Genomic DNA, 18,980 nt, shown 5'->3' with positions numbered 1-18,980 from the left:
ATAGAACGGAATGCTCAAGCGAGGCTCGGCACTCTTCATGCAAGCAGACCGGCTCACCGTGTTTCCGGCCTTCCACAAGGTGACGGAGGGCGTCGTCCTCGTCGTCGGCGATGGTGCCGAGACGGCAGCCAAGGTCCGCCTGCTCTCCGAGACCACCGCTCGGATCAGGGTCGTCGCGCCTGCGCCCGAAGCCGACCTGGCGGTCCTGCTCGGGGCGGACCAGATCGAGCACCGCGCCCGCGGTTTCGACGCCGCCGACCTGGAGGGCGCCGTCCTCGCCTTTGCCGCGAGCGGCGATGCGGCGTGCGACCGCGCCGTCGTGGCGGCGGCGCGGGCGAGCCGGGTCCCGGTGAACGCCGTCGACCAGCCGGATCTCTGCGACTTTTTCACGCCGGCGCTCGTCAACCGCGCGCCCGTCGCCGTTGCGATCACCTCCACCGGCGCCGGCCCCGTGCTCGCCCAGAAGATCCGCGCCCGCATCGAGGCCATGCTGCCGCTTCGCCTTGGCGCCCTCGCCGCACTCGCCGAGAGCTTCAGGCCGGCGGCGGAGCGTGTGCTGCCGAAGGGACAGGTGCGGCGCCGGTTCTGGGCAGAATTCTTCGACGGAATCGTCTCAGAAGCGACGCTGGCCGGGCGGGCGGACGAGGCGCGGCGGTTCGCATCGAAGCTTCTCAACCAGCCGGATTCCGAGCCCGAGGGCTTCGTCTGGCTCGTCGGCGCCGGCCCGGGCGCAGCCGACCTCCTCACGCTGCGCGCCCAGCGCATCCTCGGCGAGGCCGACGTGATCGTGCACGACGCGCTCGTGCCGGACGCCGTCATCGCCATGGGCCGGCGCGACGCGCGCCGCATTCCCGTCGGCAAGCGCAAGGGCGCGCACAGCGCGTCCCACGCGGAGATCGAGGCGGTTCTGGTCCGGGAGGCGAAGGCCGGCCGCCGTGTCGTGCGCCTGAAGGGCGGCGACCCCCTCGTCTTCGGCCGCGCGGGGGAGGAGATCGCGGCGCTGCGCGAGGCCGGGGTGCCGTTCGCGATCATCCCCGGCGTGACGTCCGCTCTCGCGGCGGCGGCGGAAGCGGCGATCCCGCTGACGCTGCGCGGCACCGCCTCGGCGCTGGTCCTTGCCATCGGTCACGATTCCGGCGGCGCAACGCCGCCCGACTGGGCGGAAAGCGCGCGATCGGGCGCGACGCTCGCGATCTACATGGGCCGGAGCGTCGCCGGCGACGTCGCCGCGCGCCTCCTGGAAGCCGGCCTGTCCCGTGCGACCCCCGTCGCCGTGGTGGAGAACGCCAGCCTGCCCGCGCAGCGCCTCCTCGCCGGCACGCTCGCCGAGCTTCCCCGCCTCGCCGAGCGGGACGACCTCACCGGGCCGACCCTCATCTTCGTCGGGGACGCGGTGGCGGCTGCCGGCCTCGCCGGCGCGGAACCGCTGTCCGCACCCTCCGTCCTCGCCGCCTGAGGGAAGCCGCCATGCCCAAGCCCATCCTCCAGATCGTCACCGCCAACCGGCTGGCCGACGGCCGCGTCGTCTTCCTCGCGCCGTCCGGCTGGTCCCGGGCCATCCACGCTGTGCTGGTCCTGGAGAGCACGGCAGCCGTCGAGGCCGCGCTTGCCCGCGCCGAGCGCGACGCGGCGGCGAACCACGTCGTCGACGTCTACGCCGTCGACGTCCGGCGGGACGGACCCCGCATCGTGCCGGCCCGCCTGCGGGAGCGCATCCGCGTCACCGGGCCGACGGCCGGGAATTCGATAAGTGCGCCGCGCAACCAGGCCGCCTGAGGAGCTTCACCCCCGTGTACCGCTACGATGAATTCGACCATGCCTTCGTGCACGAGCGGGTCGCCCAGTTCCGCGACCAGGTCGGCCGGCGCCTCGCCGGCGACATTTCGGAGGAGCAGTTCAAGCCGCTCCGGCTGCAGAACGGTGTCTACCTGCAGCTCCATTCCTACATGCTGCGGATCGCGGTTCCCTACGGCACGCTGTCGACGCGGCAGATGCGGCGGCTCGCCGAGATCGGCCGGCGCTGGGACAAGGGCTACGGCCATTTCACCACGCGCCAGAACCTGCAGTACCATTGGCCGCGGCTCGAGGACGTGCCGGACATCCTCGCAGCCCTCGCCGAAGTGGAGATGCACTGCATCCAGACCTCCGGCAACTGCATCCGCAACGTCACCGCCGACCACTTCGCCGGCGTGGCGGCCGACGAGATCGCCGATCCGCGGCCCTATGCCGAGATCCTCCGGCAATGGTCGTCGATCCACCCGGAATTCCTGTTCCTGCCCCGCAAGTTCAAGGTCGCGGTGACGGGCGCGCCGGCCGACCGCGCCGCCATCCAGTTCCACGACATCGGATACGAGTTGAAGCGGGATGCGTCCGGCGCGCTGGGCTTCGCGGTGTGGGTCGGCGGCGGCATGGGGCGCACGCCGATGATCGCGCACGAGGTGCGCGACTTCCTGCCGGAGGCGGACCTCCTCGCCTATACGGAGGCGATCCTGCGCGTCTACAACCTGCACGGCCGGCGCGACAACAAGTTCAAGGCGCGGCTCAAGATCCTCGTTCACGAAGCCGGCGCGGAGACGATCCGCGAAGAGATCGAGCACGAGTTCGCCGCCATCCGCGGCGGCGTGCTCCGGCTGCCCGACGAGGAGGTCCGCCGCATCGCCGCCTATTTCGCGCCCCCCAGCTATGCGTCCCGTGCCCCCCGGTCGGCGGCGACGGAGCAGGCCCGCGCCGCAAATGCCGGGTTCGACCGCTGGGTCAGGAACAACGTCGCGGCGCACAAGGTGCCGGGCTACGCCATCGCGACCATCGCGCTGAAGGCGATCGGGGCCGTGCCGGGTGACGCCACGTCCGAGCAGATGGACGCGGTCGCCGATCTCGCCGACCGATATTCCTGCGGCGAGATCCGGGTCAGCCACGAGCAGAACCTCGTGCTCCCGCATGTCGCGCTCGACGACCTCAAGCCGCTCTACGATGGGCTCGCGGCGGCCGGGCTCGCGAGCGCCAATGCGGGCCTCGTCAGCGACATCATCGCCTGCCCCGGCCTCGACTATTGCGCGCTCGCCAACGCGCGGTCGATCCCGATAGCACAGCGCATCGCCGAACGGCTGGCGGACGAGAGGCGGCAGGAGGCGGTCGGGCCGCTGAAGATCAAGATCTCCGGCTGCATCAACGCCTGCGGCCATCACCATGCCGGCCACATCGGCATCCTCGGCGTCGACCGGAAGGGAGAGGAGTTCTACCAGATCACGCTCGGCGGCTCCGGCGCGGAGGACGCCTCGATCGGCGAGATCGTGGGCCGGGGCTTTTCGACCGAGGAGATCGTCGACGCTGTCGAGACGATCGTCGACACCTATGTCGCGCACCGGGCGGATGCTGCGGAGCCTTTCCTCGACGCCTACCGCCGCCTCGGGCCGGCGCCGTTCAAGGAGGCGCTCTATGGCAGCGCGTGATGCGGTCGCCCGCTTCGTCGACCCGACGGAAGCCGCGGCGGACGCGCTCGCGGAGCGCTACCTGCCCTGGCGCACCCGCGACGTTCTCGCCGACTTCCTGCAGGTCCGGCTTCCCGGCAACGCCGCCCTCGTCTCGAGCTTCGGCGCGGATTCCGCGGTTCTCCTGCACCTCGTGGCTTCCATCGACCATGCCGTCCCGGTGATCTTCATCGACACCGGCAAGCTGTTCGCGTCCACGAAGGAATACCGGGACGCGCTCGTCGCACGTCTCGGCCTCAGCGACGTGCGCGTGGCGCGGCCGAGCCCGATCGCGCTGGCCGAGGCGGACCGCTCGTCGGACCTCTGGCTGCGCGATCCCGACAGCTGCTGCGGGATCCGGAAGGTCGCGCCGCTCGCCCGCGCGCTCGCCCCGTTCGAGGGCTGGGTTTCGGGCCGGAAGCGCCATCAGGGCGGGCTCCGGCAGGCGCTCCCCCTCGTCGAAGCGGACGGCCGCAGGCTGAAGCTCAATCCGCTCGCGGCGTGGTCGGCCGACGACGTCGCGACCTACCGCCGCCTGCACGATCTGCCGGAGCACCCGCTCGTGGCTGACGGCTACCGGTCGATCGGCTGCATGCCTTGCACCGAGAGGGTCGCGTCCGGCGAAGGCGACCGCAACGGGCGCTGGCGCGGCACCGGCAAGACGGAGTGCGGCATCCATCTCGGGCTCGCCGCCTGGCAGAACGACGGGAGCGGAATCTGATGAGCGAAACGGCGGGGCCGGTCTGGAGGAGCGGGGCGTTTCACGATGACGAGTGGCTCGCCGTGGGGCCCGAGGAGGCGCTTCCCGGCGACGGCCGCGCGATCCTCGTTCCGCTCGCCCGATTCCTGGCCGAGCCCGGGCCGTGCCTGCAGCCCGAGGCGGCGGTGGGCGTCGTCGTCGCGCCCGGCGAGGACGTCCGGCCGCTCGCCCCCCATCTCGGCGGCCTCGCGCTCATCGCGCTCGCCTTCCCGAAGTTTTCCGACGGCCGCAACTATTCGGCCGCCCGGCTGCTGCGCGAGCGGTACGGCTATGCGGGCGAACTGCGCGCCGTCGGCGAGATCCTGCTCGACCAGATCCCGCTCATGCGGCGCTGCGGGATCGACAGCTACGCGGTCGCACACGGGCCGACCCGCCGTGCGCTCGCCGCCGGCCATTCCGCCGAGGTCCGCCGCTACTACCAGCCCGCCGGCGACGCGGAGGTGCCGGCCGGCACGCGCCCCTGGGCGAGGCTCCCCGCCGCCCGGCATCCGGAGACGACGCGATGAGCAGAGTCCGGACCGCGGCAATCGCCGACGATGCGTACGAGGACGCCCCCGTCCTCCTCGTGACGGGGCGCGACGGCATCGAGCACAGGCTTCCGGCGGTCGAGGGCTGGCGCGTCATGGAGGTGATCCGGGAGTGGGGCCTCGACATCAAGGCGGAATGCGGCGGGGCCTGCGCCTGCGCCACCTGTCACGTCCACGTCGATCCGCAATGGGCCGACCGGCTGCCGCCGCCGAGCGAGGAGGAGATCGACCGGCTCGACGAGGCCTTCGACGTGCGGGAGGAATCCCGGCTCGCCTGCCAGCTGCTCGTCACGGCCGAGATCGACGGGCTGCGGCTCCGCCTCGCCCCCGGCACCGAGCGCTAGCCGTCCGGCGGCGCGGGCGACCGATTCCTGAACCACCCGGCCCCTTTCGCGTTATCCTGATCCGGCTGAAGACATGGAGGGCGGCGTGACGGAACACATCTACAAGGTGGTGGAACTGGTCGGCTCGTCGGAGACGAGCATCGAGGATGCCATCCAGTCGGCGGTTGGCCGCGCTTCGGCCACCCTCCGGCACCTCCGCTGGTTCGAGGTCGTGGAGACGCGCGGCCACATCGAGGACGGGCGCGTCAGCCATTACCAGGTGCACCTGAAGGTCGGCTTCACGCTGGAGGAATCCGACCAAGTTTGACGCGGCGGGCCGGGTTTTTCCGCGGCCGCGCCTTCGGGCGGCTCAGGACGCCAGGGCTCTCCGGCTCGACCCGGCGCGGGCGTTGCCGCCCGCCAGCCGAAGCAGGTCTTCGAGCTCGCGCGCGCGGTGAAGCGCGGTGTGCGCGGCCATGACGCGGCTGCGCGCGGCGCGCGCGATCCGCATCCGGTCCGTCTCGGACGTCCTGGCGAGGATGCCGGCCATGTCCGCCGTTCCCTCGGCGACCAGGATCTCACTGCCGATCGCGAAGAAGGCGTCGAGGCCTTCCCACCAATCGCTGACGATCGGCACCCCGCAGGCGGCGGCCTCGAACAGGCGCACGCTCGGCGAATAGCCGGCCGCGCGCATGTCGGCACGGGTCACGTTCAGCGTGAAGTCCTGGCCGCAATAGAAGCGGGCGTGCTCGGTCGGCGGCAGATGCGGCACGTGCTCGACGTTTGCCGGCCAGCCGAGCCCATCCGGATATTGCGGCCCCGCGATCACGAAGGCGTCGCGCGGCATCAGGCGCGCAGGCTCCACGAGGAGAGCGTCGAGCGTCGGCTGGCGGTCGACGGAATAGGTGCCGAGATAGCCGAGGCGCCAGCGGCGCGGCACCGGCACCGGCGCGTGAACGTCCGGGTCGACCGCGCAATAGAGCGGCGCCGCCCGCGGGCTGCCCATCGCCTCCAGCCGCTCCAGCGTGGGGCCGCCCGTAAAGGACAGATAGAGGTCGTAGCGGCGGACGAGTTCGGGCGTCAGGTACTCCTCGTCGCCCCGGGCGAGCTTGGCGAGCGTCACCGGCGTGTCGATGTCGTAGAACGCAACCGGCCCCTCGGCGGTCGCGATCGCCCAGTCGCCGACCTGCACGCCGTCCGGGACGTATGAGCCCACGATCACGGCGTCCGCCTCTCGCACCGCGGCATGGCCGGCCTGCTGCAGGTCATCGAAATCGCGATAGAGGACGGTCCGGCAGTAGAGCGGGTCGGGCAGGTCGCGGTTGCCGGCGTACCAGGGCACGTCGCGCTCGAAGAACGTCACGCGGTGCCCGCGCCGGGCGAGGTTCTTGACGAGCCCGCGATAGGTGGTCGCGTGGCCGTTGCCCCAGGAGGAGGTGATCGAGAGCCCGAGGACGACGATGTCGGCCATCACACCGCCTCGCGCAGGAAGTCGCGGCCCTCGAGCGCCGCCTCGACCTCCGCCGCCCGGTGCGCGTAGGTGTGGCTGGCGAGCACGCGGCGGCGCGCGGCGTCGCCGATCGAGCGCGCCCGCTCCGGGTCGAGGGCGCGCAGATGGCCGGCCACCTCCGCCCCGTCGGAGGCGAGCAGGATCTCGGCACCCGGCTCCAGGAACGCCTCGATGCCGTCCCAACGGTCGGACAGGATGCAGGCGCCCGCGCCGGCCGCCTCGAAAATGCGGGTCGGCGGCGACGCGCCGTAGCGCGCCATGCTCTCGCGGTTGATGTTGAGGACCGCGAGCGCGGACGCGTTCAGCGCGTTGTGGTCGCGCGTGTAGACGTGGCCGACATAGTCGATGTTCGCGCTCATCGGCTTGTCCGCCCAGCCGCTGCCGCCTAGCAGGAACCGGCGGTCCGGCAGCGCCGCGGCGGGGGCGAGGAAGAATTCCTCAACGCGCGCCTCGCGATCGGGCAGGCGGTTTCCGAGGAAGGCGAGGTCGACGGCGAAGCGCTCCACCTTCTCCACGGGATGGTGCGTCTCGGGGTCGAGGGCGTTGTAGACCGGCATGCAGAGCCGCGCACCGAGCTTGCGGTAGGCGTTCACCACGGCGTCCCCGCCGCCATAGGTGAAGACGGCGTCATAGCCCGGCACCTGGCGGCGCAGCGGATCGGAGGGGTCGGCGGCGATCGAATCGAGGGTCGCCGGGGCGTCGACGTCCCAGAGGATGGCGATCCGGTCGGGCCGGCGCATCTGGAGGACGGCCTCCTCCAACTCGCGGTCCAGCACGCCGACGCCGGAGAACTTCACGATCACGTCGGCACCGGCCGCGCCCGCGAGCGCACCGGCCAGTCCCGCCTCGTCGGGCTGGAACACCGTCACCTTCGCCCAGTCGGGATCGTCCATGTCGCGGTGGGCCTGGCGCTCGAAGGCGTCGGGCTCGAAGAACGCGATCGCGTGCCCGCGCGCTGCGAGCGCCTTCAGGAGCCCGCGATAATAGGTGGCGGCGCCGTTCCAGTAGGCGGAGACGAGGCTGGAACCGAAGAAGGCGAAGCGCATCAGGCGGATTCCCGCATTGACGTTGTCTGGGATGTGAGGAGGCCGTGTATCGCGAGGAGGTCGCGGGCGCGGTGGTCGCAGGTATGGCGCGCCAGGACGGCGGCGAGGCCGGTCCGGCGGAGGCTCGCCGCCAAGTCGCGATCCTCCAGCACCGCGCGCATGTGCGCCGTCATCTCCGCGCCGTTCCGCGCCATCAGGAAGGCGCCCTCCGGGAAAAGCCCCTCGCTGTCCCGCCAAGGCGCGCTGACGAGCGGGATGCCGCAGGCGAGCGCCTCGAAGACGCGGATGGTGGGAATTCCGGGAAGCGCCTCGGCATAAGGCCGGCGCGGCACGTGGACGGTCAGCCGGTGGCGGGCGAACACCTCCGGCACGGCATGGTTGGCGAGCCAGCCGCGATAGGCGATACCGCGCGCCGCGAGCTCCGCTCTTGCCGTTTTCGGGTAGCGCACGCCGTAGACGTTCGTCTCAAGCCCGAGCGCCTCGACCGGATCGAGCAGGTAGGTTCGGATCTCGTCGCTGCGCTCCTCGTCGCCCCAATTGCCGACCCAGACGACGTCGCCGTCGCGGGAGCCGGCCGGCATCGGCCGGAAGAGCCGCGTATCGGCGGCCTCGTGCCAGGTCCAGACGCGGTCGGCCCAGCCGCGCTGCCTGTAGATCTCGCCGATCGCCTCGCCGAAGGCGAGCACGCCGTCATAGCCGGAGAGATCGAACCGGCTCATCTCATCCGGCTTGGTTACGGCGCGATGATGCGTGTCGTGGAAGAGCAGCACGAAGCCCGCCCCGCGGGCACGCAGGCGGCCGAGCCCGTTCACCAGGCCGGGATCGTTCCACTCGTGGACGATCACGAGGTCCGCGCCATCGACGAGCGCGCCCAGGTCCGCCTCCGCCGGGTCGTAGAGCACCGGGCGAAGCCGCGGGAACGCCGCCTCGAAGCCGCGGAGCGCTTCGGGGCCGTGATCGGCCAGGAGGTTCGCCCGGCTCCAACCGTCGGCCGGCTCAAGGACCGTCACCCGATGCCCCAGCCCCTGCAGCGCCGTCACGACCCCGCGCAGGAAATGGGCGTTGCCGTTGTTCCAGCACGAGGCGAGCGCGTTGACGAAGAAGACGACCTTCATGCGATCGCCTGCACGGGCACGGCCTGCACCGCCGGGCCGGTCCGCGCATCCAGGAGCTCGCGATAGACAGCAAAATAGGCCCGCCCCATGCGATCGGCCGTATAGCGCTCGGCGCGCAGGCGGGCTGCGCGCCCCAGCGCGGCCGCCGTAGTGGGATCCTCGAAGAGCGCCTCGAGTTCACGGCGGAGGCGCACCGGATCGTCCGGCGGGACGAAACGCGCGGCGCCGTCCCAAAGCTCGCGGAAGGTGGAAATTCCGGACAGGACGAGCGCGCAGCCGGACAAGGCGGCTTCGAGGACGGCGAGGCCGAACGGCTCGTAGCGCGCGGGCGAGACGAAGATCGCCGCCTCCGACATGCGTGCGGCGAGGTCGCCGGGCGCGAGCCGCCCGAGATCGATCAGCGGTGCGCATTCGATGGCGCCGCCCTCCGGGCCGGCCGCCGCGCCGGCGACTGCCACGGGATAGGGAAGGTCGCGGGCGGCATCGCGCAGGAGCGCGATGTTCTTCGCCTCGTCCCAGAGGCGGCCGGCGGCGAGCGCGATCGAGCGCTTCTCCGCGGCCCGGTAGAGGGCCGGGTCGCGCCCGTTCCAGATGACGCGGCTGCGCCGCGGCGCGCCATGCCGCGCCTCGACGTCGGCGAGGAAGCGGGCGGTCGGCGCCACGAGGACGTCGGCCGCCGCGATGCCGTCCGAAACCCGGCGTTCGTATGCCCGCCAGACCGGCGGGAGGTCGTCGCCGCGGCAGGCCTGCCACCAGGACGAGACGCAGGAATGCGCGACGCAAACGACCGGGGCGGAGAACGGCAGGGCGGCCTGCGCGAAGCCGTTGACGTGGACGAGGTCAGGATGCTGCTCCGACTCGATGTCCAGGAGGAGTTCGCCGGCGAGCTTCAGGTCCTCCTCGCAATCGTCCATCCATTCGAGGCGGAGATCCGTCCCGATCAGCGAAAGGTTCGGGATGAGCGACGCCTCGTGGGCCTGGTCGAGAGACGGCTTGCCGCCCATCACCACGAGCGTCACCTCGACGTTCCGGACGGCGAGCTGGCGCGTCAGCTCAAGCGCATAGGCCCAGACGCCGCCGACGCAATCGGCGGTCATGAGCACGCGCTTCGGGCGCGCCCTCACGGGGAGACGCCCGGCATCGGAGGCGGGCTCACGCGGAGAGCTCCCGCGCCACCTCGCGGGGGCGCGGCTCGGCCGCCCGCGCGGGGAAGGCGGCGGCAAGCCATCTCGCGAGCCTCCCGAGCCCCTCCCGCACGTCGATCTCCGCCCGCCAGCCGCAGGCCTTCGTCAGGGCGGAGGTGTCGGAGACGTACCAGGGCTGGTCCCCGGGACGCCACGCGTCGAAGCCCACTTCGGGCTCGAACCCGGTTTCCGCGGCGATGAGGGCGAGGAGCTCGCGCAGGCTCACCGTGTTGTCCGGGCCGCCGCCGAGGTTGAAGACCTGGCCCGCCACGGCATGGATGTCGGAGAGTGCGGCGAGGTAGGCGTTCACCGCATCGTCGACATAGAGGATGTCGCGCACCTGGTAGCCGTCGCCGAAGATGGTGATCGGGTGACCGCCCAACGCGGAAATGAGGAAGTGCGCGACCCAGCCCTGGTCCTCGGTCCCGAACTGGCGCGGGCCGTAGAGGCAGCTCATCCGGAACACCACGGTCTTCAGGCCGAAGACGCGCGCATAGTCGAGGACGTACTGGTCGGCGACCCCCTTGGAACAGCCATAGGGGCTGTGGAAGGAGAGCGGCGTGGCCTCGTCGAGCCCGGCGGGAAAGGACGGATCGGCCGGCACGTAGCGGTCGCCCCGCCGCACCATAGCGTCGAGGTCTATGAGCTTGCCGTAGACCTTGTTCGTGGAGGCGAAGAGGACCGGGGCCTCAGGAGCGCGCCGGCGGACCGCCTCCAGCACGTTCAGCGTGCCCCTCGCATTGGCTTCGAAATCGCCGACCGGATCGGCCACGCTGGTCGTGACGGCGACCTGGGCGGCGAGGTGGACCACCGCCTTCGCGCCGGCCACCGCTTCGTCGACGGCATCGGCGTCGCGCACGTCGGCCCGGATCGCGGCGACGTTCTTCGGGTGGCGCTGCCGCAGCCAGTCGAGGTTCTCGGCGACGCGGCCCCGGGACAGATTGTCGAAGACGACGACCTGTTCGCCGCGCCCGGCGAGACGGTCGACGAGGTTGCTGCCGAGGAACCCGGCTCCGCCCGTCACCAGGACCGGGGACGGCCCGACACGGATCGCAGGCTTCCCGAGCCGACCGAGATCGTCCGCGTGCCCGTTGCTGTTCGTCCTGCCATTGCGCGCCGGAGCCGAGCCCGGTTGTTCGGGACTTTGCATCGCTTCCTCGGTCGATCCGTTGGTCTTCATGCCTACGCCACGAGCCCGCGGCGGGAGAGCTCCTCCGTTGCCTGATCGATGCGGTCGACCGCCACCTGGCCGGCCAGCCATTCGGCGAGCTCGGCGATCCCCTGTTCGAACGCGATGCTTGGCTCGTAGCCGAGCAGGTCCCGCGCGAGCGATATGTCGGCGAAGCAATGGCGGATGTCGCCGGCCCGGTACTTGCCGACCACGTGCGGGCTGAGATGCATCTTGCCGGTGGCGCGCGCCAGTTCCTGCGCCACGTCGAGAACGGTGCGGCTCCGGCCGGAGCCGACGTTGATCGCCATGCCGTTCGCCTTCGGCGATTCGATCGCCAGGCGGCAGGCGCGTGCGACGTCGCGAACGTGGACGAAGTCCCGCTTTTGCCCCCCGTCCTCGAAGATCATCGGGGGCCGGTCGTTGAGGAAGCGGGAGCCGAAGATGGCGAGCACGCCCGTATAGGGGTTCGAAAGCGCCTGGTTCGGCCCGTAGACGTTGAAGAAGCGGAGCGCGACCGCCTCGCGATCGTAGGCGCGGCCGAAGATGAGTGTCATCCGCTCCTGGTCGAACTTGTTGAGGGCGTAGATCGAGCTGAGCGAGGGATGCTTGGTTTCCGGCGTCGGGACGGGCTCCAGGATCTCCCCCGCCTCGGTCCGCAGCTCCCACTGGCCGGCCCGGAGCTGCTCGAGCGGGCGCTCCTCGGGCTCCACCAGGCGATCGCCGGCGCGGGCGAGGCCCTCGCCGTAGATGCTCATGGACGAGGCGACCATCACCCTGCCGACTTCGCTTTCCGCCAGTGCTTCCAGGAGCACCGCGGTGCCGATGTCGTTGATGGCGGTGTAGCGTTCGATTTCGTACATGCTCTGCCCGACGCCGACGGCGGCGGCGAGGTGGCAGACCGTATCGACCCCCTTCAGGGCGCGGCTCACGCAGTCGCGGTCGCGGACATCGCCGACGATGAGCTCGGCATCGGCGGAGAGATAGGCGGGCGGGCGGCCGTCGGGATGGACCTGGGGCGTGAGGTTGTCGAGGATGCGGACCGTATAGCCGGTCTCGAGCAGTTCCTGGGCAAGATGCGCGCCTATGAACCCGGCGCCGCCGGTGACCAGTACCGTCTTCTTCACGTACACCCCCACTGACGTTCCGAAACGCTGCAGTGCAACGTAAGTTCCCGCTGATGTAGCATTTTCCAAGTTCCCGAACATTTCCCCGGCGAATTGGTTCCCCGGATCGCCGGGAGCGGGGCTGCCGGATCGCGTCTTCCATGACCGGCCCCGGACGGTCTATGGTCGCTCAGGAGAAGAGGAAGCCGCATGTTTCGCAAGTCCGTAGAGGTTGCCGCCATCGCTCTTCTCCTGTCCGCGACCGGCGGCGCGGAGGCCGCGGGGGATGCCGCCAGCGGCAAGGCGATCGCGGAACGCTGGTGTGCGAGCTGTCACGTCGTCGGCCCCGAGCAGGCGACCGCGATGGCCGACGTTCCGAGCTTCGGCGCGATCGTCGAACGCTCGAAGGGGGAACTCGGCTGGCTCGAGGGCTTCCTGGCCGATCCGCATCCGATGATGCCGGACATGAGCCTGACGCGGCAGGAGATCCGGGATCTCGCCGCCTATATCGGAAGCCTCGACTGACCTCACTGGAAGTTGCGGCCTTTCGGCATGCCGGAGGCCGCGGTGCGGGCGAGGTGCTCGGCGTCGGAGAGAAGCTCCGGAGCGTCGCGCAGCATGCGGGCGAGCCGGGAATGCGGCTTCGCCTTGTGCGCCATGTCGGCGATCGGGCGGCGCACCTCGTCGGCGTGCGCCATCCCGCCGGCCCCGATCGGGACGTCGGAAAGATGGGCGAGGAGCGGGGTCAGGTCCTCGACCTGCTCGGCGACGACGTGGATCACGCCCTGATCCGACTGCAGCCGGCCAGAGACCGCGAGAAAGCGGGCGCCGAGAACGAGCGCACGGTAGCGCTCGAACACTTTCGGCCAGACGATGACGTTGGCGACGCCGGTCTCGTCCTCGAGCGTGGCGAAGATCACGCCCTTGGCGGAGCCCGGGCGCTGCCGGACGAGGACGAGGCCGGCGACCGTCACGCGCCGCCCGCTCCGGAGGCTCGGTAGGCTCGCCGACGGCAGGATGCCCCCGGCCTGGAGGCGCTCCCGCAGGAAGCCGACCGGATGGGCCTTCAGGGACATACCGATCGCCCGGTAATCGTTCACGACATGCTCGCCAGCCGGCATCGCCGGCAAGGTCATTTCGGGCTCGGCGCCCGCCGCATCCGCCTCGCGCGCGAAGAGCGGCAGGTGCCCGGGCGCCGCGGCATCGAGCGCCTTCACCTGCCAGAGCGCGGCGCGGCGATCGAGGCCGATCGAGCGGAAGGCGTCCGCCTCCGCCAGCCGTTCGAGCGCCGCCCGGCCGATGCCGGCCCGCAGCCAGAGATCGCGGACGCTCAGGTAGCCCGCACCCCGCCCGGCAACGATCCGCGCGACGTCCGCCTCCCGGATGCCCTTGATCTGCCGGAACCCGAGCCGCACCGCGCAACGCGTCCGGATCGCGGCGGCCTGTTCGGCGTAGCGGGAATGGATGCGGCCGGAGCCCGGCGCGAGGGGGCCGGACGGCGGGGCCTCCTCACGCGCCGCCTCCAGCGTCGCGTCCCAGTGCGAGCGGTTCACGTCGACCTCCCGGACCGCCACGCCGTGCTCGCGTGCGTCGCGGACGATCTGGGCGGGGGCATAGAAGCCCATCGGCTGCGCGTTGAGGAGGGCGGCGCAGAAGACGTCCGGATAATGGCATTTCAGCCAGGCGGAGGTGTAGACGAGGAGCGCGAAGCTCGCCGCGTGGCTCTCCGGGAAGCCGTACTCGCCGAAGCCCTCGATCTGGTGGAAGCAGTGCTCGGCGAAGGCGCGGTCGTAGCCGCGCACGACCATGCCCTCCACCATCTTCTGCTGAAAGGTGTGGATCGTGCCGACGCGGCGGAAGGTCGCCATGGCGCGGCGGAGCTTGTCGGCCTCGCCCGGCGTGAACTTCGCGGCCTCGATGGCGATCCGCATCGCCTGCTCCTGAAAGAGCGGCACGCCGAGCGTCTTGCCGAGCACCTTCTCCAGCTCGTCCGGCGGACCGTGCTCCGGCGCGGGGCGCGGATAGGAGACCGCCTCCTGCCCCTGCCTGCGGCGGAGATAGGGATGCACCATGTCGCCCTGGATCGGGCCGGGCCGGACGATCGCCACCTCGATGACGAGATCGTAGAAGGTCCGCGGACGGAGCCGCGGCAGCATGGTCATCTGCGCCCGGCTCTCGATCTGGAAGACGCCGATCGTGTCGGCGCGGCAGATCATATCGTAGACGGCCGGGTCCTCGGAGGGAATCGCAGAAAGGCCCAGGCGCTCGCCGTAATGGTCCGCCAGGAGATCGAGGCCCTTGCGCATGCAGGTCAGCATGCCGAGCGCGAGCACGTCGACCTTGAGGATGCCGAGCGCGTCGAGATCGTCCTTGTCCCATTCGATGATCGTCCGCCCGTCCATCGCCGAGTTGAGCACCGGCACGACCTCGTCGACGCGGCCGCGCGTCATCACGAAGCCGCCGACATGCTGGGAGAGGTGGCGCGGGAAGCCGATGATCTGGCGGGACAAATCGAGGACCTGGGCGATGCGGCGGTCGGCCGGGTCGAGCCCGGCGCGCCTGGCGTCCTCGCCGTCGACGCCGGAAGCCGACCAGCCCCAGAGATTGCCCGCGAGCGCGCCGACGGCGTCGGCGGAGAGGCCGAAGGCCTTCCCGACCTCGCGCGCGGCGGACCGGCCGCGATAGGTGATGACGGTGGCGGCGATCGCGGCGCGGTCGCGGCCGTATTTCTCGTAGATGTACCGGATCACCTCCTCGCGCCGCTCGTGCTCGAAATCGACGTCGATGTCGGGCGGCTCGCGGCGCTCCGGCGAGATGAAGCGCTCGAACAGGAGGTCGCCGCGCTCGGGGTCGACCTCGGTGATGCCGAGCGCGAAGCAGACCGCGGAGTTGGCGGCCGAGCCGCGGCCCTGGCAGAGGATGCCTTGCGAGCGGGCGAAGCGGACGATGTCCCAGACCGTCAGGAAATAGGGCGCATATTCGAGGTCCCTGATGAGCGCGAATTCGTGCTCCATCGCGGCCTTCACCTTGTCCGGCACGCCGGCCGGATAGCGCTCGGCGGCGCCGAGCCAGGCGAGCCGGACGAGCTCGTCGAAGGGCGTCGCGCTCTCGCCCGCCGATTCCAGCGGGTATTCGTAGCGCAGCTCGTCGAGCGAGAAGGCGAGGCGTTCCAGGAGGCGGACGGATTCCGCGACCGCATCGGGAGCGTCGGCGAAGAGGCGGGCCATCGTCGCGCCGCCCTTCAGGTGCCGCTCGGCATTGGCCTCAAGCCGCCGGCCGGCATTCTCCAGCGTCACGTGCTCGCGGATGCAGGTCAGCACGTCCTGGAGCCGGCGCCGCTCCGGCGCATGGTAGAGCACGTCGCCGAGCGCCAGGAGCGGCACGCCGTAACGTCCGGCGAGCGCCGCCGCCTGCGCGATCCGCCGTCTGTCGTCGCCGCGATAGCGGCAGCTCGCCCCGAGCCGCACATGGCCGGGAAACGCCTCCGCGAGCGCGGCGAGCGTGGCTTCGAGCGGGCCGGCAAGGCCGCTCCTTCCTTCGGCCGCGCCGATCCGGCGCCCCGGCAGGACTGCCATCTCCAGGCCTTCGCCCCATTCCAGGAGATCGGGCAGATCGATGAGGCATTCGCCCTTCCTGCCCCTCAGATTGCCGGCGGAGAGAAGGCGGCAGAGGCGGCCGTAGGCGGCGCGGCCGGCCGGCCAGACAGCGATGTCGGGCGTGCCGTCGCGGAAGACGAGCCGGCAGCCGACGGCGAAGCGGATACCGGCGTCCCTGGCGGCGAGATGGCCGCGCACCACGCCGGCGAGCGTGTTGCGGTCGGCGATGGCGAAGCCCGCGAGACCGAGCGCCGCCGCGCCGGCGGCGATCTCCTCGGGATGGGAGGCGCCTTCCAGGAAGGAGAAGCTCGAAGCGGAAAGCAGCTCCGCATAGGCGGGCGCACCCCCCGGCCGCCGCCGGAATCCCGCCGCCTTCCCACCCGGGGAAGGCATGGGAAGGACGGGGCGATTGGACGGCGGCTTCTCGGGCATGGCACGATCCGGGAGAGGATCGTTCTCATTATGTTCCGACCGCCCGGCGAGTCAATCGGGGGCCGGCGGCTTCAGTCCCGCGCCTCATCGATGCCGCGCCCACCGGATCTGCGTCTGCGCGCGCATCGGCCATGGGCTCAGGAGCGGTCACGTGACCGCTCCTCCCGTCGCGCGCAGGGCTATTCTAGCTCGCGGTATATTCCTTCGACTTGAAAGACAGGTGCGCCACGGCGGCGGGCCTGTCGGCGAGCTTGCGAATGTTGCCCCAGGTATTCTTGTAGTTCGGGATGATCAGCTCGTTGACACCCGCGTTCACGACGTTTCCCTGCACGCCGGTCGGATAACCGAAGACCATGAAGGTTTCCCCCCGGCGAGCGGTCGGGGTCGGGTAAGCCATCGCCTGGGTCGAACCCGTGTCGTTCCAGACCTCCACAAGATCGCCTTCGGCCACTCGGATTTCGGCCATGTCGTCGGGGTGCATCTCGATGAACGGGTAGGGCCAGCGATCCATGACGAGATCGTTGTCCTTGTCGAGATAGGCCGACTGCCAGACCATGTTCGCCCGGCCGTTGTTGATGAGGTAGGGGTAGCTCGCCTGTTGCTCCTCCTTCCCCTCGGCCTGAAACCCCGTCCACTCCGCGATGCAGAAGAGCGCGCGCCCGTCCTCCGTGCCGAACCGCCCATCCTCGTAGAGGCGCTTCGTCCCGACGATCTGCCCGTCCTTGTAGTCGGTCGCCGGTTCCTGGAAGCCGTTGGTACCCATCGCGCGCAGGCGGTCGTAGGTGACGTGCTCGCCCCCCGCCGCGTGTTGATGGTAGCCGTCCATGAAGACGTCTTCCTCGGTTTGCCAGTCGAAGCCCTTGAACCGGTCGCCATAGGCGTCGTCGCCCATATCGCGCAGCACCCGCTCCATATTGTTGGCGATGCGGGCGGCGATGATGGCGTCGCCCATCGCCTGGCCGGGCGGATCCATGTACTTCTCGGTCAGCCGCATCCGCCGCTCGCCGTTCATCGACGTCAGGTCGATCTCGCCCGAGGTGGCCGCCGGCAGGATCACGTGCGCCGCCGCGGCGATCGAGGTTGGCACGATATCCACGTCCACGACGAACAGGCCGCCATCGTCGATGGCTGCGACGATGGCATCGACCAGCGCTTCGCGATCACCCCAAGGGACCGCGTTCATCGCATTCTTCACGCGGTCGCTGCGCTCCTTGTAGATGCGCTTGAACTCCATGGCATTGAGCGTCGTCTTGTAATTGTCGCAGCCCCAGATGTGGTGGACCGCCCCCTCGCCGTTGATGAGGAGCCGGTCGACATAGGGCGCGGGCCGGCCGATATGGCCGTCGCTGGGGCGGACATAGCCCTCCTGATGCCCGCCGAGGCGCACGACGCCGCCGCCTGGCCGCCCAACATTGCCGGTGGCCAGCGCGAGATTCACCAGCGCGCCGTTCGTGCGGTAGTTGTCGTTGCCCCAGATCAGGCCCTTCTCATAGGAGAACATGGTCCTCCGGCGGGAGCCGTCGCTCTTGGGCTCGGCGATCCAGCGCGCCGCCTTTTCGATGTCCTCGGCCGAGAGGCCGGTGATCTCGGCCGCCTCCTCGAGGCTCGTGCGGTTGCGAGAGACCGCATCGGCAAAGGTCGAGAGCGGCGCAGGCTGGCCGCGGGTCGACGGCTTGCGCGGCAGCATCTGCGACTGGTCCGCAGCCTCGCCCGCCGAAGGCGTCAGCGCCGTGTGCTCGTCGATGAACGCCTGGTCGACCCAGCCTTTCTCGACGATGTGGGTGAAGAGCGCGTTCAGCAGCACCATGTCGGTGCCGGGCTTCACCGCCAGGTGCAGGACGTTCTCCGCTCCGGCCTCGACCTCGCAGGCATTGACGCTGACGGTCCGGCGCGGGTCGACGAACACGATGCGGCCCGCCGCATGCTCCTCGCCGGGGAGTTCCCTTCGCTTGAGTGCCAGCGACGTCCCGCGCAGGTTCGGTATCCAGTGGTTGAGGAAGTAGTTGGTCTGGGCCTCGAGCGGGTTGGCGCCCACGACGAAGATCGTGTCGGCGAGCTGCGCGTCCTCGTAGCAATTGTTGAGCTCGCCAACGCCCATGTCGCGGCTCGCATGGACCTCGGAATTGTAGGCGGGGCGGTTGTGAATGCGGATATTCCGCACCTTCATCGCCTCGAAATAGAGCTTGCCGGTGCCCCAGGTGAACTCGTAGCCGCCGCCAGCGCCGCCGTGGTCGGCGCAGGAGACGACCAGCGCGTCCTCGCCGCGATCCTTGACGATCCGCGCCGTCACCCGCGCCACGAGGTCGAGCGCATCGTCCCAGCTCGTCGGCTGCAACTGGCCGTAGCGCCAGACGAGCGGGTCCGTGAGGCGCTGCTGCTGCGTCTGTCGCGCAGTCGAGTAGCTCATCTCCGCCATCCGTCCGCCGCGCGGCGAGGCGAGCCCGGAGTTCACGACGCAGTCGTAGTCCGGCTTGATGACAAGGTGGACGTCCTGCCCATCCTGCTTGACCAGATTGTACATGGACGGCGTGTACCACGCCTTGCTCTCGCCCGGCTGCTGCCGGGAAAGGTCGACCCCGAAGGCGTTCTCGCCGGGGGCGGTGCCACCCTGCCGGTTCGCCGGCCAGCTGTAGGCGTGATAGCCGCAGCCGACGATACAGTAGTGGCAGACCACGTTGTGGCGTGTCGCATCCGCAGGCGGGATCGGCAGGCGGTCAATCTGTCGCTTGTATGCCATTGTCCCCTC

General features: G+C 70.5%; 16 protein-coding genes. 8 read left to right on the top strand and 8 right to left on the bottom strand.

Annotation, left to right across the window (positions count from 1 at the left end; genetic code table 11):
- Positions 1-37 precede the first annotated feature (37 nt).
- From cysG to ACUN0C_RS12720, 7 genes are all read left to right on the top strand, one after another.
- Positions 38-1,456 carry a siroheme synthase CysG gene (gene cysG / locus ACUN0C_RS12750; RefSeq protein WP_445466756.1) on the top strand — a complete coding sequence of 473 codons (1,419 nt, stop codon included), beginning with the start codon at positions 38-40 and terminating at the stop codon, positions 1,454-1,456.
- 11 nt (positions 1,457-1,467) lie between these two features.
- Positions 1,468-1,776 carry a DUF2849 domain-containing protein gene (locus ACUN0C_RS12745; protein WP_445466755.1) on the top strand — a complete coding sequence of 103 codons (309 nt, stop codon included), beginning with the start codon at positions 1,468-1,470 and terminating at the stop codon, positions 1,774-1,776.
- A 14-nt stretch (positions 1,777-1,790) separates the two neighbouring features.
- Positions 1,791-3,449: a nitrite/sulfite reductase gene (locus ACUN0C_RS12740; protein WP_445466754.1), complete on the top strand. Its 1,659-nt coding sequence runs from the start codon at positions 1,791-1,793 to the stop codon at positions 3,447-3,449.
- Positions 3,436-4,188 carry a phosphoadenylyl-sulfate reductase gene (locus tag ACUN0C_RS12735; protein WP_445466753.1) on the top strand — a complete coding sequence of 251 codons (753 nt, stop codon included), beginning with the start codon at positions 3,436-3,438 and terminating at the stop codon, positions 4,186-4,188. The genes ACUN0C_RS12740 and ACUN0C_RS12735 overlap by 14 nt, the downstream gene beginning before the upstream one ends.
- Positions 4,188-4,733, top strand: a complete 546-nt coding sequence (locus tag ACUN0C_RS12730) for a DUF934 domain-containing protein (RefSeq protein ID WP_445466752.1) — start codon at positions 4,188-4,190, stop codon at positions 4,731-4,733. Before ACUN0C_RS12735 ends, ACUN0C_RS12730 begins: the two co-directional genes overlap by 1 nt.
- A complete protein-coding gene (locus ACUN0C_RS12725) occupies positions 4,730-5,098 on the top strand; it encodes a 2Fe-2S iron-sulfur cluster-binding protein (RefSeq protein ID WP_445466751.1) in 369 nt (122 codons plus the stop codon). Before ACUN0C_RS12730 ends, ACUN0C_RS12725 begins: the two co-directional genes overlap by 4 nt.
- A gap of 85 nt (positions 5,099-5,183) precedes the next feature.
- Positions 5,184-5,405 (top strand): dodecin, encoded by a 222-nt coding sequence (locus ACUN0C_RS12720; protein WP_445466750.1) that lies wholly within the window; start codon positions 5,184-5,186, stop codon positions 5,403-5,405.
- Positions 5,406-5,447: 42 nt separating this feature from the next.
- Here ACUN0C_RS12720 and ACUN0C_RS12715 read toward each other — a convergent pair whose 3' ends face one another.
- Genes ACUN0C_RS12715 through ACUN0C_RS12690 form a run of 6 tightly spaced genes read right to left on the bottom strand, consistent with a single transcriptional unit; the run spans position 5,448 to position 12,227 of the window.
- Complete coding sequence (locus tag ACUN0C_RS12715; RefSeq protein ID WP_445466749.1) at positions 5,448-6,548, bottom strand: CgeB family protein; 1,101 nt, start codon at positions 6,546-6,548, stop codon at positions 5,448-5,450.
- Entirely contained in the window at positions 6,548-7,633 is a 1,086-nt protein-coding gene (locus ACUN0C_RS12710) for a CgeB family protein (RefSeq protein WP_445466748.1), read from the bottom strand. The genes ACUN0C_RS12715 and ACUN0C_RS12710 overlap by 1 nt, the downstream gene beginning before the upstream one ends.
- A complete protein-coding gene (locus ACUN0C_RS12705) occupies positions 7,633-8,748 on the bottom strand; it encodes a CgeB family protein (RefSeq protein WP_445466747.1) in 1,116 nt (371 codons plus the stop codon). The genes ACUN0C_RS12710 and ACUN0C_RS12705 overlap by 1 nt, the downstream gene beginning before the upstream one ends.
- Positions 8,745-9,872 carry a glycosyltransferase family 4 protein gene (locus ACUN0C_RS12700; RefSeq protein WP_445466746.1) on the bottom strand — a complete coding sequence of 376 codons (1,128 nt, stop codon included), beginning with the start codon at positions 9,870-9,872 and terminating at the stop codon, positions 8,745-8,747. The genes ACUN0C_RS12705 and ACUN0C_RS12700 overlap by 4 nt, the downstream gene beginning before the upstream one ends.
- 28 nt (positions 9,873-9,900) lie before the next feature.
- Positions 9,901-11,112, bottom strand: a complete 1,212-nt coding sequence (locus tag ACUN0C_RS12695) for an SDR family NAD(P)-dependent oxidoreductase (protein WP_445466745.1) — start codon at positions 11,110-11,112, stop codon at positions 9,901-9,903.
- Positions 11,113-11,114: 2 nt separating this feature from the next.
- The gene (locus ACUN0C_RS12690) at positions 11,115-12,227 is read right to left on the bottom strand and encodes an NAD-dependent epimerase/dehydratase family protein (protein ID WP_445466744.1); all 1,113 of its coding nucleotides are present in this window, start codon (positions 12,225-12,227) and stop codon (positions 11,115-11,117) included.
- A 189-nt stretch (positions 12,228-12,416) separates the two neighbouring features.
- Between ACUN0C_RS12690 and ACUN0C_RS12685 the strand changes: the two genes are divergently transcribed.
- Positions 12,417-12,731 (top strand): c-type cytochrome, encoded by a 315-nt coding sequence (locus tag ACUN0C_RS12685; protein WP_445466743.1) that lies wholly within the window; start codon positions 12,417-12,419, stop codon positions 12,729-12,731.
- Positions 12,732-12,733: 2 nt separating this feature from the next.
- Here the strand turns inward: ACUN0C_RS12685 and ACUN0C_RS12680 are convergent, their stop codons facing one another.
- Both ACUN0C_RS12680 and ACUN0C_RS12675 read right to left on the bottom strand, forming a co-directional pair.
- Entirely contained in the window at positions 12,734-16,195 is a 3,462-nt protein-coding gene (locus ACUN0C_RS12680; RefSeq protein ID WP_445466742.1) for an error-prone DNA polymerase, read from the bottom strand.
- Between the two features lie 223 nt (positions 16,196-16,418).
- A complete protein-coding gene (locus ACUN0C_RS12675) occupies positions 16,419-18,971 on the bottom strand; it encodes an arsenate reductase (azurin) large subunit (protein WP_445466741.1) in 2,553 nt (850 codons plus the stop codon).
- Positions 18,972-18,980: the final 9 nt, after the last annotated feature.

The sequence above is a fragment of the Faunimonas sp. B44 genome, assembly GCF_052655945.1.
Note: the sequence above shows the minus strand (reverse complement) of the source record. Positions and strands in the feature narration are given on the sequence as shown.